Raw genomic sequence first — 13,232 nt, 5'->3', positions numbered from 1 at the left:
TTAGTTTATAGTTATTTATAAAGTTAAGCAGTTGCTTCTGAGATATATTGGAACAAAGCTTCAGGCTCTGTAATCTTAGAGAGTGCTTCAAGATGACCATCACCTGTAAAGAAATCCATCAATTGAGCAAGAATATTTGTTTGACTTGAACTTGAATTATTGATGATAAAGAAGAGTAATGATACTTCTACTTCTTTGTCAGGAGCAATCATATTATGGAATGTTACTGGTTTTGGTAAGCGAACCACAACAACATTTTCAGTTAAATTATGAATCGTATCTGTGTGAGGGATTGCTACGTTTGGCAAGTCCTTCCCAAGAAATTCCATATCTAAACCGGTTGGGAACATTTTTTCACGTTCAATTAATGCCGATCGATAGGTATCCGTAACAACTTTCTTTTCTTCTAATAGGGTTGCAACTTGATCAAAGAGTTGCTCTTGATTATCCGCTTCTAAACAAAAGACTAAGTCTTTGCTGAAGAAATGATCTAATCCCATGACCTTCTCCCTTCATATCTAACTTTTATGATACAAGTATAACACTATATGAAACCGTTGTCAATATTTTTTTGTTGTATTTTGTTTGATTTTTATTTTTTTTGTTTGAATTTAAACAAAAAACTATTACACATAGATTTAAGTAAAGATAAATAAAAAAACAGGATACAGATCCTGTTTTTTGTCTATTAATCTTTTTTCGTAGTCCAACTTTGTTCAATCAAAGGAAGCATATCTTTCAAGACTTCAGGTGTTCCTTCTAGAGAAACGTATCTAAACTTACCGTCATCTGACTTAAAGATCCAGATAACTAGATATTTCCCATTTTTAGCAATACAGTTAACAACATAGGCATCATAACCACCAATTTTTGACTTGGATCCCCAAACTTTAGAGAAATCCTTACTTTGTTGTTTGGTTTGATAGACACTAGTAGAAACTTGAACAGCATCAAGAGCGGCATATTCACTTTCACTAACGCCTAGATGCTCTGGCTTAAATGTGTTTAAGGTTACAATATTAATGTCGGTTCCATCACAGTACTGAATATCATCACCACCCTCAACTTCTGTAAAATGGATCCATGATTTTGGAACCTTTACATAACCATAGGCATCTGACCCAATCACCTGTGTATCTTTTATCGTTGATTCGGCTATAGTTGTTGTATCTTGCGTTGTGGTACTTTCTTGAACTGTTGTTTTTTCTGAAGCTACTTCTTTTTTAGTTTTTGAACTATTACAAGCAGCGAGGCAAAGGCAACACACTAAAAGTGTAGATAAGCTGATGACTTTTTTCATAATCATTCTCCTTTCACTCCTATTCTAATGAAAGAAAAGATAAGTGTCAAAAGAAAACTGTATTCTATGAAACCTGAGTTAATTCTATGAAACCTGAGTTATAAGTCTAAATTATTCTTCATCCATACTCAAGACGCTGAGGAAGGCTTCCTGAGGTACTTCAACGGAACCGATGGCTTTCATTCGTTTCTTACCAGCCTTTTGTTTTTCAAGGAGTTTACGTTTACGGGATACGTCACCACCATAACATTTAGCAAGAACGTTTTTACGAAGAGCTTTGATATCTGTACGTGCCACAATCTTATGCCCAATAGCCGCCTGAATAGGAACTTCAAATTGTTGACGAGGAATGATTTTCTTGAGTTTATCAACGATGAGTTTCCCGCGTTCATAGGCAAAGTCCTTGTGAACGATAAAGCTGAGAGCATCGACCTTGTCTCCATTGAGAAGGATATCCATTTTCACCAGCTTAGATGGACGATACTCTGACAATTCATAGTCAAAACTTGCATAGCCACGTGTTGAAGATTTGAGCTTGTCAAAGAAATCAAAGACAATTTCAGCAAGTGGAATTTGATAGATCACATTAACACGATTGTCATCGATATAGTCCATCGTCACAAAGTCACCACGTTTGCGCTGAGCAAGTTCCATAACCGCTCCAACAAATTCCTGTGGTACCATGATTTGTGCTTTGACATACGGTTCTTCAATGGTCGCAATTTTAGTAGGATCAGGAAACTCGGATGGATTCGATACATCCATAGACTCACCATCAGTCTGATTGACCTTGTAAATAACGGACGGTGCAGTCATGATAAGGTCAATATTAAACTCCCGTTCTAAACGCTCTTGGATAACATCCATATGAAGAAGTCCAAGGAATCCACAACGGAAACCAAAACCGAGTGCTTGCGATGTTTCAGGCTCAAACTGTAAACTAGCATCATTGAGTTGCAATTTTTCTAGAGCTTCACGAAGGTCATTGTACTTATTTGACTCGATTGGATAAAGACCTGCAAAAACCATCGGATTCATTTGTTTGTATCCAGAAAGTGGTTCAGTTGCTGGATTTGTCGCCAAAGTTACGGTATCACCGACACGAGTATCTTGAACAGTCTTGATAGAGGCTGCAATATAACCAACGTCACCAGTTGCTAGAAAATCACGTCCTACCGCTTTAGGTGTGAATATTCCTACTTCGGTAACATCAAAGGTTTTACCATTGCTCATAAGCTGAATCTTATCACCTGGTTTGACAACCCCGTCCATAACACGGACTTGAAGGATAACACCACGATAGGCATCGTATACTGAGTCAAAAATCAAGGCTTTTAATGGTTCTGATACGTCTCCTGTTGGAGCAGGGACTTTTTCGACAATTTGCTCTAAAATATCTTCGATACCGATACCAGCTTTTGCTGAAGCTAAGACTGCTTCGCTAGCATCCAGACCAATGACATCTTCGATTTCTGTACGCACTCGCTCCGGATCTGCAGCAGGTAAGTCAATCTTATTGATAACTGGAAGAATCTCCAAATCATTATCCAAGGCAAGGTAAACGTTAGCTAGTGTTTGAGCCTCAATCCCTTGTGCAGCATCGACTACCAAGATAGCACCCTCACAGGCAGCAAGGGAACGTGAAACTTCATAGGTAAAGTCCACGTGTCCTGGTGTGTCAATCAAGTGGAAAATATAAGTCTCGCCATCTTTTGCAGTATAATTAAGCTCAATGGCATTAAGCTTGATAGTAATCCCACGTTCACGTTCAAGGTCCATACTATCTAATAGTTGGGCCTGCATTTCACGGCTAGAAACTGTTTCTGTCTTTTCTAAAATACGGTCTGCTAGCGTTGATTTCCCGTGGTCAATATGAGCAATAATAGAGAAGTTTCGAATCTTCTCCTGTCGTTTTTTCAATTCTTCTACGTTCATGATTCTCTTCCTTTCAGGGTATCTATTAATTATAAATTGTTTTTAATATTTTTACAAGACCATACCCTGCTAGGAGTACTAATCTTCAGCAACAAAGCCATCATTTTCGATGAAATAGCGGTCAGTCATACCTTGGTCGGTAAAGACAATACCGTGAAGGACACCGCCATAAACAGCTCCTCCATCCATTCCAATCTTACCGTCTTCTGTAATCCAAAGTTCCGCAGTACCACGTTCTTGATTCAGTAGACCATAGACTGGTGTATGTCCAAAGACAATCGTTTTACCAGTATGATTAGCTGCTTCGTGGAATGGTTTTCTGAGCCAAACTTTCTTGTAATCTGTAGTATCATGCCAGTCATCCAAAGTCAAATCAATACCAGCATGAACGAAGATATACTTATCTGTCTCAATCACAAAAGGCATCTGACGGATAAACTCCACTAAGTCAGCTGCTTCAGTTTCAACATGCTTAGCATCTGCTACACCATCTACTGGTGCATCCAATGGGCGACCTAGAATAGAGTTAATAGTTGTATCCCCACCATTACGACGATAGTGGTCATAGCTTTCTTCAGGATTATCCAACCAAGTTAAAAACATATACTCATGATTTCCTGAAATGCAAATCGCTCCTTGATTTTCCACCAAGTCCTTGACCATCTCAAGAACACGACGACTATCTTCACCTCTATCAATCAAATCTCCAAGAAAAAGTAATTGAGTCTTTCCATCCCATGTTTTTAGAAGGTCCTCGAGCATTCCTGCTTTCCCATGAACATCTCCGATAACATAATAGTCTGTCATTTATTTCTCCTTACTTTGCAACAATTCTTGCGCTTGACTAAGTGCCGCTTCAGTTAAATTTTCACCTGCCAACATCTTAGCAACTTCTTCTACTCTTTCCTCAACTGTCAACAAGCGAACTATTGAAACGGTTGAATTGTCATTACTAATCTTTTCGATAAAGAACTGATAATCTGCAATCGCAATGACTTGAGGAAGATGAGATATAGCTAATACTTGACCATTCTGACCAATTTTATGAATCTTTTGGGCGATTGCTTGAGCTACACGACCTGAAACTCCTGTGTCTACCTCATCAAATACAATACTGGTCTTACCTTCCTTACGAGAAAAGGCAGACTTAATAGCCAACATCAAACGAGATAACTCACCACCAGAAGCTACTTTTACTAATGGTTTAAAGTCTTCTCCAGGGTTGGTTGAAATATAAAATTCAACACTCTCATTTCCTTCATGACTGAATTTTCCTTTAGTAAACTGAACTTGAAATCGAGCCTTTTCCATATAAAGGTCTTTAAGCTCTTGTTGAATCTCAATTTCTAATTGTTGAGCTAAGTTGTGGCGAGCAGATGCAAGTTTACTTGCTAAATCAACCAGACTTACTTCTAATTGCTTGAGTTCTGCTTCCATATCTTCTGAAGAAAGATTATTACCAGTAAGTAAATTGTATTCTTCAGTTATTTTTGCAAAGTATAACAAGACATCATCGACATTTCCACCATACTTACGTGTAATGGCATGTATGAGATCTAAACGACTCTCAATCTGCATCAAGCGATTGCCGTCAAAATCTAAATCTTCGATAATATCCTCTAAACGTTTGGCTACATCTTCTAATACATAATAAGACTCTGATAGAGAAGTTGATATTTCACGGTACTCTGCATCATACTCTTCTAAACTTTCCATGTCATTCATAGCAGAACGCACGTTAGCCAGGCTTGAAAATTCTTCATTATCTAGCATGGTGTAAGCATTAGTCAGCGTATCAGCAATATTTTTATGATTTAAAAGTTTATCTCGTTCTTGATTGAGTTTGAGGTCTTCACCTGGCTGTAAGGACGCAGATTCAATTTCAGCCATCTGAAATTCCAACATCTCAATACGAGCCTTATGCTCTTCTTGATTCTTCTTAATCTCAAGAAGTTGCTTGCGCATTAGACGGTAGGTATCAAAGTTGGTCTGATAGGCTTGCTTCAGTTCAAGGAAATCTGAATCACCAAACTCATCCAGCATCTGAATGTGCAATTGGGGACGCATTAACTCTTCTTGATCATGTTGGCCGTGGATATCAACAAGGTACTGTCCTATTGAGCGAAGAACAGAAAGATTGACCATCTGTCCATTGACACGACTAACACTACGCCCGTTTTGTAAAATTTCACGACGGATGATGATTTCATCACCTAACTCTATTCCTTGCTCATCAAAAATCATTTGCAAAGCATGACTGTTTTCAACCGAGAAAAGACCTTCGATTTCAGCCTTAGGAGCACCATGACGAATGACGTCCGTTGTGGCTCTGGCTCCTAGCATCATGTTCATAGCATCTATGATGATTGACTTCCCAGCACCGGTTTCGCCAGTAAGAACGGTCATTCCTTTCTCAAAATTAAGTGAAATAGCCTCAATGATGGCAAAGTTTTTAATTGAAATTTCAAGTAACATAAGGTCCTACCACTTTTTAACTTGCTCTACAATTTCTACAGCTGCTTCTTCAGTTTGCGCTACAATTAAAATGGAATTATCATCTGCTAAACAGCTAAAAATCTTATCTGAAAATGTTTGGGTTAATTGGCTTTTAACAAAAATTGTATTTCCAGGAATAACATCTAAATTGATGAGATTTCCCATTCGTTCAAAACTTTCAATATTGTTCTCAGCTAACTGTAAACTTTTGACTACTGACTTTGGTAATTCATAGACATAAGTATTGTCTTTCAATGGAATTTTTACAATTCCTAGTTCTTTGATATCTCGTGAAACAGTTGCTTGAGTAGCAGTGATTCCTGCTTCTTTTAAATGTTCAACGATTTCTTCCTGAGTTCCGATTTGATAGTCAGTCACAAATCTTCTAATCTTTTCAAGTCTTTCTTTTTTATTCATCTTTAAACTCTCTATGTGCTTTTTCTACTACTTGTTCCATTTCAGAAACTACTTGATTGCTTGCATGTTCTTCTTTACGTAAATAAGCAAGAAACTCAATATTCCCGTGTCCGCCTTGAATAGGAGAGAAATCCAATCCTAAGACTGAAAATCCTTCTGTGACTGCCATTTCTGTTACCGATTCTAAAACATTTTTGTGAACCTTAGCATCTCTAATAATACCATTTTTCCCAATTTGTTCTCGACCGGCTTCGAACTGTGGTTTTATGAGGGCAACAACTTGTCCTTGATCAGCTAAGACTCTATGTAGAGCTGTAAGGATAAGACTCAATGATATAAAACTCACGTCGATACTTGCAAAACTAGGTTCTTGTTCAAAATCAGTCTTTTCAGCATAACGAAAATTAAACTGCTCCATGCTAACAACACGAGAGTCTTGGCGTAATTTCCAAGCAAGCTGATTGGTCCCGACATCAACGGCATAAACCAGTTTTGCACCATTTTGAAGCATGACATCCGTAAAGCCTCCTGTTGAAGCGCCGATATCAATGGTCGTTTTGCCTTCAACTGATATATCAAATTTTTCCAAGGCTTTCTCAAGTTTCAAGCCACCTCGGCTCACATACTTGAGTTTCTCACCCTTGAGTTTTAATTCAGTATCATCAGGAATTTTTTCTCCTGGTTTATCAAAACGCTCACCATTAAGGACTGCAATCACTAACCCAGCCATTACGCCCCGCTTAGCCTGTTCTCTTGTTTCAAATAAACCTTGTTTGTAGGCAAGTACATCTACTCTTTCCTTAGGCATTGATTCTCAAACTTTCTACTATTTTTACAATTGGTTCCTTATCAAATGTAACTAACTGACTTATCTCTTCCAGCTTAGCATTAGCCTGATCCAAAGTTTGGTTACAAAATACTTTTGCTTCATCTAAGCCTAACAAGGCAGGATAGGTCGATTTCTCAGCCTTCAAATCTTTCTGGGGTGTTTTGCCAATTTCCTCAAAACTAGCAGTAACATCAAGAATATCATCTCTCACTTGGAAGGCTAGGCCAATCAACTCTCCAACAGTTTTAAGAGCTGTTTGAATAGTTGTATCCAATCCAGCAATGATTCCAGCCGCTTGAAAAGGAAATGCTAAGAGTTTACCAGTCTTATTAGCATGGATAGTCTGAAGTTCTTCTAGGTTTAAATGTTTTCCTTCACCTTCCATATCCAAAACTTGACCAGCTACCATCCCCATACTTCCAGAAGCAAGTGACAAGTTAGCTATTAAATCTACCTTAGTTTGACTCGGTAGTTCTGCCTGTGCTATTAAGGCATAGGGATCCAGGAAAAGCGCATCGCCAGCCAATATAGCTAAATCTTCTCCATAGACTTTATGATTGGTCAAACGTCCTCGGCGAAAATCATCATTATCCATAGCAGGTAAATCATCATGAATCAAACTACCTGTGTGAATCATTTCGAGAGCTGCTGCAACTTGCGCATGAGCTGGTGTGATGGATACTTGTAGAGATTCCAAAACCTCTAAGAGTAAATAAGGACGAATCCGCTTGCCACCAGCATGAATGGAATAGAGAACCGCTTCTCTAAGATTTGAAGCAATTTGTTGCTCACCATAAAACTCCTCAAGCGCTGACTCAACCAAGTCTAGTTTTTCTTGCTTGTTCATACGAGTTCGCTCTCTGTTCCATCTTCTTGCATGACTTTAACTAAGGTCTTTTCTGCTTTATCAAGTGTTGCCTGCAATTCCTTTGATAAGATCATCCCTTTTTGAAAAGCTGCAATGGCATCTTCTAAAGCAATTTCACCATTTTCTAAGCTCTGAACAATAGTCTCTAGTTCTGCTAAATTTTCCTCAAATTTCTTCTGTTTTGACATCTTTAACCTCTAATTCTACCTGACCATCTCGCATCATTACTACCACCTGGTCATTTTTTTTCAAATTCTTTGCCGATGATACCACGGTATCCTCTTTTTTAACAATCGCATAACCTCTTGCTACGATACGACTCGTATCTAACATGAGTAGTGCTTCTGACAAACGTTTGACCTCGGCGACCTTGGCATCATAAACTAATGCCATCTGACTACGAAGTAACTTTTCAAATTGGAGTAGACGGTCCTGATAACGATGAACCTTATTGATTGGTGATAACTGTTCAAGACGATGAACTTGTTCCAAGACTTTTTGTTGTTGTCTGACAAGTTCTGTATTAATACTTTGTTTGAGACGTAATTGCAACTGATCTACGCGTTGCAGATATCCATCATATAAACGCTCTGGTTGCCTGAAGATGACTGATTGACTAAGCGTTCTAAAGGCTTCTTTTTTCTTTGATAAAGTATTTTGTACAGCAGTAGCCATTCGTTTCTCTTGATTTTTAAGGTAGGTCAGAAGATCTAACTTGGTCACAGGTGTAGCTAACTCTGCTGCAGCAGTTGGTGTTGCTGCCCTCTTGTCGGCAACAAAATCAGCCAAGGTTACATCTGTTTCGTGGCCCACACTTGAAATAATCGGTAAATGCGATTCAAAAATAGCACGAACAACAATTTCCTCGTTAAAGGCCCAGAGATCCTCTATCGAACCACCACCACGACCAATGATAAGTACATCTAAGTCATCACGTTCATTAGCTTTAGCAATGTTACGGGCAATCTCCTCTGCTGCCCCTTCGCCTTGAACCTTGGTAGGATATAAAACAATCTCAACCCCTGGGAAACGTCTGCTAACAGTAGTAATGATATCCTGGATAACGGCACCACTACGACTAGTCACAACCCCGATGCATTTTGCAAACTGAGGGATTACTTGTTTAAAGCGTTCTTGAAAAAGCCCCTCTTCCGATAATTTCTTTTTTAATTGTTCGAACTGAATCGCAAGAGCCCCTACACCATCAGGCTCTGCCTTTTCAATAATGATAGAGTAGCTCCCACTTGGTTCATAGACTTGGACACGACCGATAACATTGATCTTCATCCCTTCTTCCAAATCAAAACCTAGTTTCTGATAAATACCTGACCAAATGGTTGCTTGGATAACAGCTCGATCATCTTTTAGAGAAAAGTATTGGTGAGTTGGACGCTTTCGAAAGTTAGAAACCTGACCAGTTAAATAGACCCTCTCCAAGTATGGGTCTTTATCGAATTTCATTTTCAAATACTTGGTCAAAGTTGTTACCGACAAATACTTTTCCATCTCAACCTCCTTCTTTCTCTAGTTTTTCCTGGGTATTATTATACCAAAAAACCGTTTAAAAATCTCTTTTTTCACCTCTAGAATACGAAAACGAAACTGAATTCTTTTAACCTTCTCTTATAATATACAAAAGCCCTTGGAAAACTCCAAGGGCTTTAATTAGTTCACTGAACTATTTTATTTTTTAAGGTTGTAGAATGATTTCAATCCACGGTATTCAGCTACTTCACCAAGTTGATCTTCGATGCGAAGCAATTGGTTGTATTTAGCGATACGGTCTGTACGTGAAAGTGAACCAGTCTTGATTTGTCCTGCGTTTGTTGCAACTGCGATGTCAGCGATTGTTGAATCTTCAGTTTCACCTGAACGGTGTGATACAACAGCAGTGTAACCAGCTTCTTTCGCCATTTCGATAGCGTCGAATGTTTCAGTAAGAGTACCGATTTGGTTAACTTTGATAAGGATTGAGTTAGCAGCACCTTCTGCGATACCTTTTTCAAGGTATGAAGTGTTTGTTACGAAGAAGTCGTCACCAACCAATTGAACTTTACCACCAAGACGTTCAGTAAGAGCTTTCCATCCGTCCCAGTCGTTTTCGTCCATACCATCTTCGATAGTGATGATTGGGTATTTGTTTACCAATTCTTCAAGGTAGTCAATTTGTTCTGCAGCAGTACGTACAGCAGCTCCTTCACCTTCGAATTTAGTGTAGTCGTATACTTGACGTTCTTTATCGTAGAATTCTGATGATGCACAGTCAAATCCGATAAATACGTCTTTACCTGGAACATAACCAGCAGCTTCGATAGCAGCAAGGATAGTTTCAACACCATCTTCAGTTCCTTCGAAACGAGGAGCGAATCCACCTTCGTCACCTACGGCTGTTTCCAAACCACGAGATTTAAGGATTTTCTTAAGAGCGTGGAAGATTTCAGCACCCCAACGAAGAGCTTCTTTGAATGTAGGTGCACCAGCAGGTACGATCATGAATTCTTGGAAAGCGATTGGAGCATCTGAGTGAGAACCACCGTTGATGATGTTCATCATTGGAGTTGGAAGAACTTTAGTGTTAAATCCACCAAGGTAGCTGTAAAGTGGGATTTCAAGGTAGTCAGCAGCAGCGCGAGCTACAGCGATAGACACACCAAGGATTGCGTTAGCACCCAATTTACCTTTGTTAGGAGTACCGTCAAGTGCGATCATAGCACGGTCGATAGCTTGTTGGTCGCGTACATCGTAGCCGATAATTTCTTCAGCGATGATGTTGTTTACGTTGTCAACAGCTTTTTGTGTACCAAGACCACCGTAACGAGATTTGTCACCGTCGCGAAGTTCAACTGCTTCGTGTTCACCAGTAGAAGCTCCTGATGGAACCATACCACGTCCGAAAGCACCTGATTCAGTGTAAACTTCTACTTCAAGTGTTGGGTTACCGCGTGAGTCTAGGACTTCGCGAGCGTAAACATCAGTAATAATTGACATTTTTTACTCTCCTTTGAGTTAAATTATTTTACACCTCTATGATACATCAAAAAGATACCTTTTTCAAGAAAAAACGTTATCTTTGTGCAAATTTTCCTTAAGTTTATAAAGTAATCGCTTTCTTTTTCGTCTTATCTAGAGACTTTTATGATATACTATATTTATGACTGATGTATCAAAACAAATATTAGAAAAAGCCAATGGTGGAATTAAGTTGAATCCAGACGAACAAAGACGTTTTCTTGGTACCTTTGAAGAACGTGTTCTTGGCTACGCTGAACTCGCCACTGCAAATGATGACAAATTTCAAAGGGCATTTTTAACAATATTAGAGACCCTAAAGAAAGAAACTGAACCTCTATTTGTCAAAATTTCTCCTCAAGTTGAATTTGATAAACAAGTCTTTTACCTAAAACATGCCAAAGATGACAATTGCCAAGCAACTATCGTTTCTGAAGATCATAACTCTTCTCCTTTCGGCATGGTCATACACAGTGATAGTCCTGTTCAAACCCAAGAAAAAGACCTCAGAAAGGCCTTTTCAGACTTATGGCAAGAGAAAGAGCAGAAAGCTCCTACTTCTCTCTGGAAAAAATGGTTTGGTTAACTCTATCTCAAAGACATGATTCGGGCAATACTTGCAGCTGTATTTTCTAAATAAACAGCTGCTTTTTTAAAACTATCTGCTAACGGTTCGCTTTTTTCAAGTATGGAAAAAGCTGCGACTATATTCTCGAATGGTAAAGGTGGTAAATCCTCTGATAAACTACCACAAATAGCAAGAACTGGAACACCCCTAGGTGTTCTTTTTGCTACTCCAATTGGCGCCTTTCCAGCCAGACTTTGCAAGTCCAGTCTACCCTCGCCAACAATCACTAGGTCTGCATCAGTAACTTTTTGATCGAAGTTTATCAAATCTAAACAAGTTTGAATACCAGATACAATCTCTGCTCCAGCGAAGGCACACAAGCCAGCTGCAATACCACCACCTGCTCCTGCACCATCTAATTTTAATATTTCGGGTCCAATTTTACTATAGAAGTCTTTAATAGCAGCATCAACTTCTTGAAATTTGGATGGATCCAATCCCTTTTGTTTTCCAAATGTGAAGGTAGCACCATGAGGCCCACAAAGTGGATTGGTCACATCTGCAAGTATTTTTATATGTACATCAGAAGGAATTTGAAGCACTCCCTCCCTCGAAATTTTCCTGATATCAAATAGAGATTGACCATTTGCTTGAAGTACAATTCCGTTTTTGTCATAAAACTGATAACCAAGTCCTGATGCAATGCCAATTCCACCATCATTACTAGCCGTACCACCGACACCGACGTAGATATCTTTAATCCCTTGGTCTATCAAATGGAGAATCAGTTGACCAATTCCCTTTGTTTGAATCTCTAGAGGATTACGTTTTTCAAAAGGAATTTCAGCAAGACCTACTAAATTTGCAACTTCAAATAGAGCTAATTCTCCTTTTTGAAAGTAAGACATCAAAACCTCATCACCAAAAGGACCAGTTACCTGGACTCTTTTTTCTTCCAAACCTAGAGAACTTTTAATGGCGTCTACTGTTCCTTCACCTCCATCACCAACAGGTAAAAGTAAACACTCCACGTTTGGTATAGCCTTTTCGAATCCTCTTTTTATAGCTTCTGCCACTTGTTTTGCAGGAAGACTCTCCTTGAAGGAGTCAGGTGCTATAACAACTTTCATTTTGATTCCTCTTTCTATCTAAAGGAAGTCTATCATTTCCAAAACTTTCCCAAAATCTCTCTCATCTACCTGAAGATTTATTTCTTTTTTCACAATATCCTTGGCACAAAAGGCTATACCAAGTCCTGCACTTTTAAGCATTTTTAAGTCATTTGCTCCATCACCGATAGCTATTGTCCTCTCGAAAGGTACCTCTAACTCTTGAGCCCAACTGAGCAATGTTTTTTCTTTAACTTCTCTGCTTATAATTGGGCTAATAAGATTTCCGGTTAAATAACCATCTCTGGTTTCCAGCTGATTTGCAGTATATAATGAAATCCCCAAATCTTTTGCTAATCTTTCTACAATAGTGGTAAATCCACCTGATACTAAACCGACTTCTATCTGATTTACTTGAAGAACTTTAATAAACTTGGCAGCATTTTTACTAAGGTGAAGTTCATGATAAATCTTATCAAAAACATTAATAGAGAGACCTTTAAGAAGAGAAACACGTCTTTTTAAACTTGCTTCAAAGTCTAATTTTCCACTCATAGCTTGAGCTGTTAGCAGGGCTACTTCTTCTTCGCACTCTGCCTCTTTCCCTAATAAATCAATAACCTCTTCTTCTATCAGAGTTCCATCAACATCTAGGACACAGAGTCCTCTAGCTTTATTCATTTATTCCCTATACTTTCATT

Annotated in this window: 14 protein-coding genes; 1 reads left to right on the top strand and 13 read right to left on the bottom strand. The window is 38.7% G+C overall.

Annotated elements, in window-relative coordinates; all coding sequences use genetic code 11:
- Positions 1–23 precede the first annotated feature (23 nt).
- The 11 genes from KJR31_RS02165 to eno form a co-directional block, all read right to left on the bottom strand.
- On the bottom strand, positions 24–500 hold the full coding sequence (locus tag KJR31_RS02165) for a PTS sugar transporter subunit IIA (protein ID WP_214261863.1): 477 nt from the start codon (positions 498–500) through the stop codon (positions 24–26).
- A 188-nt stretch (positions 501–688) separates the two neighbouring features.
- Complete coding sequence (locus KJR31_RS02160; RefSeq protein ID WP_214261862.1) at positions 689–1,300, bottom strand: hypothetical protein; 612 nt, start codon at positions 1,298–1,300, stop codon at positions 689–691.
- Between the two features lie 111 nt (positions 1,301–1,411).
- Positions 1,412–3,235: a translation elongation factor 4 gene (gene lepA / locus KJR31_RS02155; protein WP_214261861.1), complete on the bottom strand. Its 1,824-nt coding sequence runs from the start codon at positions 3,233–3,235 to the stop codon at positions 1,412–1,414.
- Positions 3,236–3,313: 78 nt separating this feature from the next.
- Complete coding sequence (locus KJR31_RS02150) at positions 3,314–4,042, bottom strand: metallophosphoesterase family protein (protein ID WP_214261860.1); 729 nt, start codon at positions 4,040–4,042, stop codon at positions 3,314–3,316.
- A complete protein-coding gene (recN, locus tag KJR31_RS02145; protein ID WP_214261859.1) occupies positions 4,043–5,710 on the bottom strand; it encodes a DNA repair protein RecN in 1,668 nt (555 codons plus the stop codon).
- A gap of 6 nt (positions 5,711–5,716) precedes the next feature.
- On the bottom strand, positions 5,717–6,148 hold the full coding sequence (locus tag KJR31_RS02140; RefSeq protein WP_214261858.1) for an arginine repressor: 432 nt from the start codon (positions 6,146–6,148) through the stop codon (positions 5,717–5,719).
- A complete protein-coding gene (locus KJR31_RS02135; protein WP_214261857.1) occupies positions 6,141–6,956 on the bottom strand; it encodes a TlyA family RNA methyltransferase in 816 nt (271 codons plus the stop codon). Before KJR31_RS02135 ends, KJR31_RS02140 begins: the two co-directional genes overlap by 8 nt.
- Complete coding sequence (locus tag KJR31_RS02130; RefSeq protein ID WP_214261856.1) at positions 6,949–7,824, bottom strand: polyprenyl synthetase family protein; 876 nt, start codon at positions 7,822–7,824, stop codon at positions 6,949–6,951. Before KJR31_RS02130 ends, KJR31_RS02135 begins: the two co-directional genes overlap by 8 nt.
- Positions 7,821–8,033 carry an exodeoxyribonuclease VII small subunit gene (locus KJR31_RS02125; RefSeq protein WP_214261855.1) on the bottom strand — a complete coding sequence of 71 codons (213 nt, stop codon included), beginning with the start codon at positions 8,031–8,033 and terminating at the stop codon, positions 7,821–7,823. Before KJR31_RS02125 ends, KJR31_RS02130 begins: the two co-directional genes overlap by 4 nt.
- Positions 8,011–9,351 carry an exodeoxyribonuclease VII large subunit gene (xseA, locus tag KJR31_RS02120; protein ID WP_214261854.1) on the bottom strand — a complete coding sequence of 447 codons (1,341 nt, stop codon included), beginning with the start codon at positions 9,349–9,351 and terminating at the stop codon, positions 8,011–8,013. The genes KJR31_RS02125 and xseA overlap by 23 nt, the downstream gene beginning before the upstream one ends.
- A 177-nt stretch (positions 9,352–9,528) precedes the next feature.
- A complete protein-coding gene (eno, locus tag KJR31_RS02115; RefSeq protein ID WP_214261853.1) occupies positions 9,529–10,833 on the bottom strand; it encodes a surface-displayed alpha-enolase in 1,305 nt (434 codons plus the stop codon).
- A 163-nt stretch (positions 10,834–10,996) separates the two neighbouring features.
- On the opposite strand from eno, the gene KJR31_RS02110 reads away from it, so the two are divergent.
- Positions 10,997–11,440 carry a DUF1694 domain-containing protein gene (locus KJR31_RS02110; protein WP_214261852.1) on the top strand — a complete coding sequence of 148 codons (444 nt, stop codon included), beginning with the start codon at positions 10,997–10,999 and terminating at the stop codon, positions 11,438–11,440.
- 2 nt (positions 11,441–11,442) lie between these two features.
- Here KJR31_RS02110 and KJR31_RS02105 read toward each other — a convergent pair whose 3' ends face one another.
- Both KJR31_RS02105 and serB read right to left on the bottom strand, forming a co-directional pair.
- Positions 11,443–12,552, bottom strand: coding sequence for a glycerate kinase (locus tag KJR31_RS02105; protein ID WP_214261851.1), 1,110 nt, complete (start codon positions 12,550–12,552; stop codon positions 11,443–11,445).
- A gap of 18 nt (positions 12,553–12,570) precedes the next feature.
- On the bottom strand, positions 12,571–13,212 hold the full coding sequence (gene serB / locus KJR31_RS02100) for a phosphoserine phosphatase SerB (RefSeq protein ID WP_214261850.1): 642 nt from the start codon (positions 13,210–13,212) through the stop codon (positions 12,571–12,573).
- Positions 13,213–13,232: the final 20 nt, after the last annotated feature.

This window comes from Streptococcus infantis, assembly GCF_018499575.1.
In the GTDB taxonomy this organism is placed as follows: domain Bacteria; phylum Bacillota; class Bacilli; order Lactobacillales; family Streptococcaceae; genus Streptococcus; species Streptococcus infantis_K.
The sequence above is the reverse complement of the archived record's forward strand: the minus strand, read 5'-3'. Positions and strand labels throughout refer to the sequence as shown.

Bases quoted from the DNA above. Each gene is read 5' to 3' on its own strand.
- KJR31_RS02110 (WP_214261852.1), top strand. From the start codon at position 10,997: ATGACTGATGTATCAAAACAAATATTAGAAAAAGCCAATGGTGGAATT.
- KJR31_RS02135 (WP_214261857.1), bottom strand. From the start codon at position 6,956: ATGCCTAAGGAAAGAGTAGATGTACTTGCCTACAAACAAGGTTTATTT.
- eno (WP_214261853.1), bottom strand. From the start codon at position 10,833: ATGTCAATTATTACTGATGTTTACGCTCGCGAAGTCCTAGACTCACGC.
- KJR31_RS02140 (WP_214261858.1), bottom strand. From the start codon at position 6,148: ATGAATAAAAAAGAAAGACTTGAAAAGATTAGAAGATTTGTGACTGAC.
- KJR31_RS02165 (WP_214261863.1), bottom strand. From the start codon at position 500: ATGGGATTAGATCATTTCTTCAGCAAAGACTTAGTCTTTTGTTTAGAA.
- recN (WP_214261859.1), bottom strand. From the start codon at position 5,710: ATGTTACTTGAAATTTCAATTAAAAACTTTGCCATCATTGAGGCTATT.
- KJR31_RS02160 (WP_214261862.1), bottom strand. From the start codon at position 1,300: ATGAAAAAAGTCATCAGCTTATCTACACTTTTAGTGTGTTGCCTTTGC.
- KJR31_RS02105 (WP_214261851.1), bottom strand. From the start codon at position 12,552: ATGAAAGTTGTTATAGCACCTGACTCCTTCAAGGAGAGTCTTCCTGCA.
- KJR31_RS02125 (WP_214261855.1), bottom strand. From the start codon at position 8,033: ATGTCAAAACAGAAGAAATTTGAGGAAAATTTAGCAGAACTAGAGACT.
- KJR31_RS02130 (WP_214261856.1), bottom strand. From the start codon at position 7,824: ATGAACAAGCAAGAAAAACTAGACTTGGTTGAGTCAGCGCTTGAGGAG.
- lepA (WP_214261861.1), bottom strand. From the start codon at position 3,235: ATGAACGTAGAAGAATTGAAAAAACGACAGGAGAAGATTCGAAACTTC.
- serB (WP_214261850.1), bottom strand. From the start codon at position 13,212: ATGAATAAAGCTAGAGGACTCTGTGTCCTAGATGTTGATGGAACTCTG.
- xseA (WP_214261854.1), bottom strand. From the start codon at position 9,351: ATGGAAAAGTATTTGTCGGTAACAACTTTGACCAAGTATTTGAAAATG.
- KJR31_RS02150 (WP_214261860.1), bottom strand. From the start codon at position 4,042: ATGACAGACTATTATGTTATCGGAGATGTTCATGGGAAAGCAGGAATG.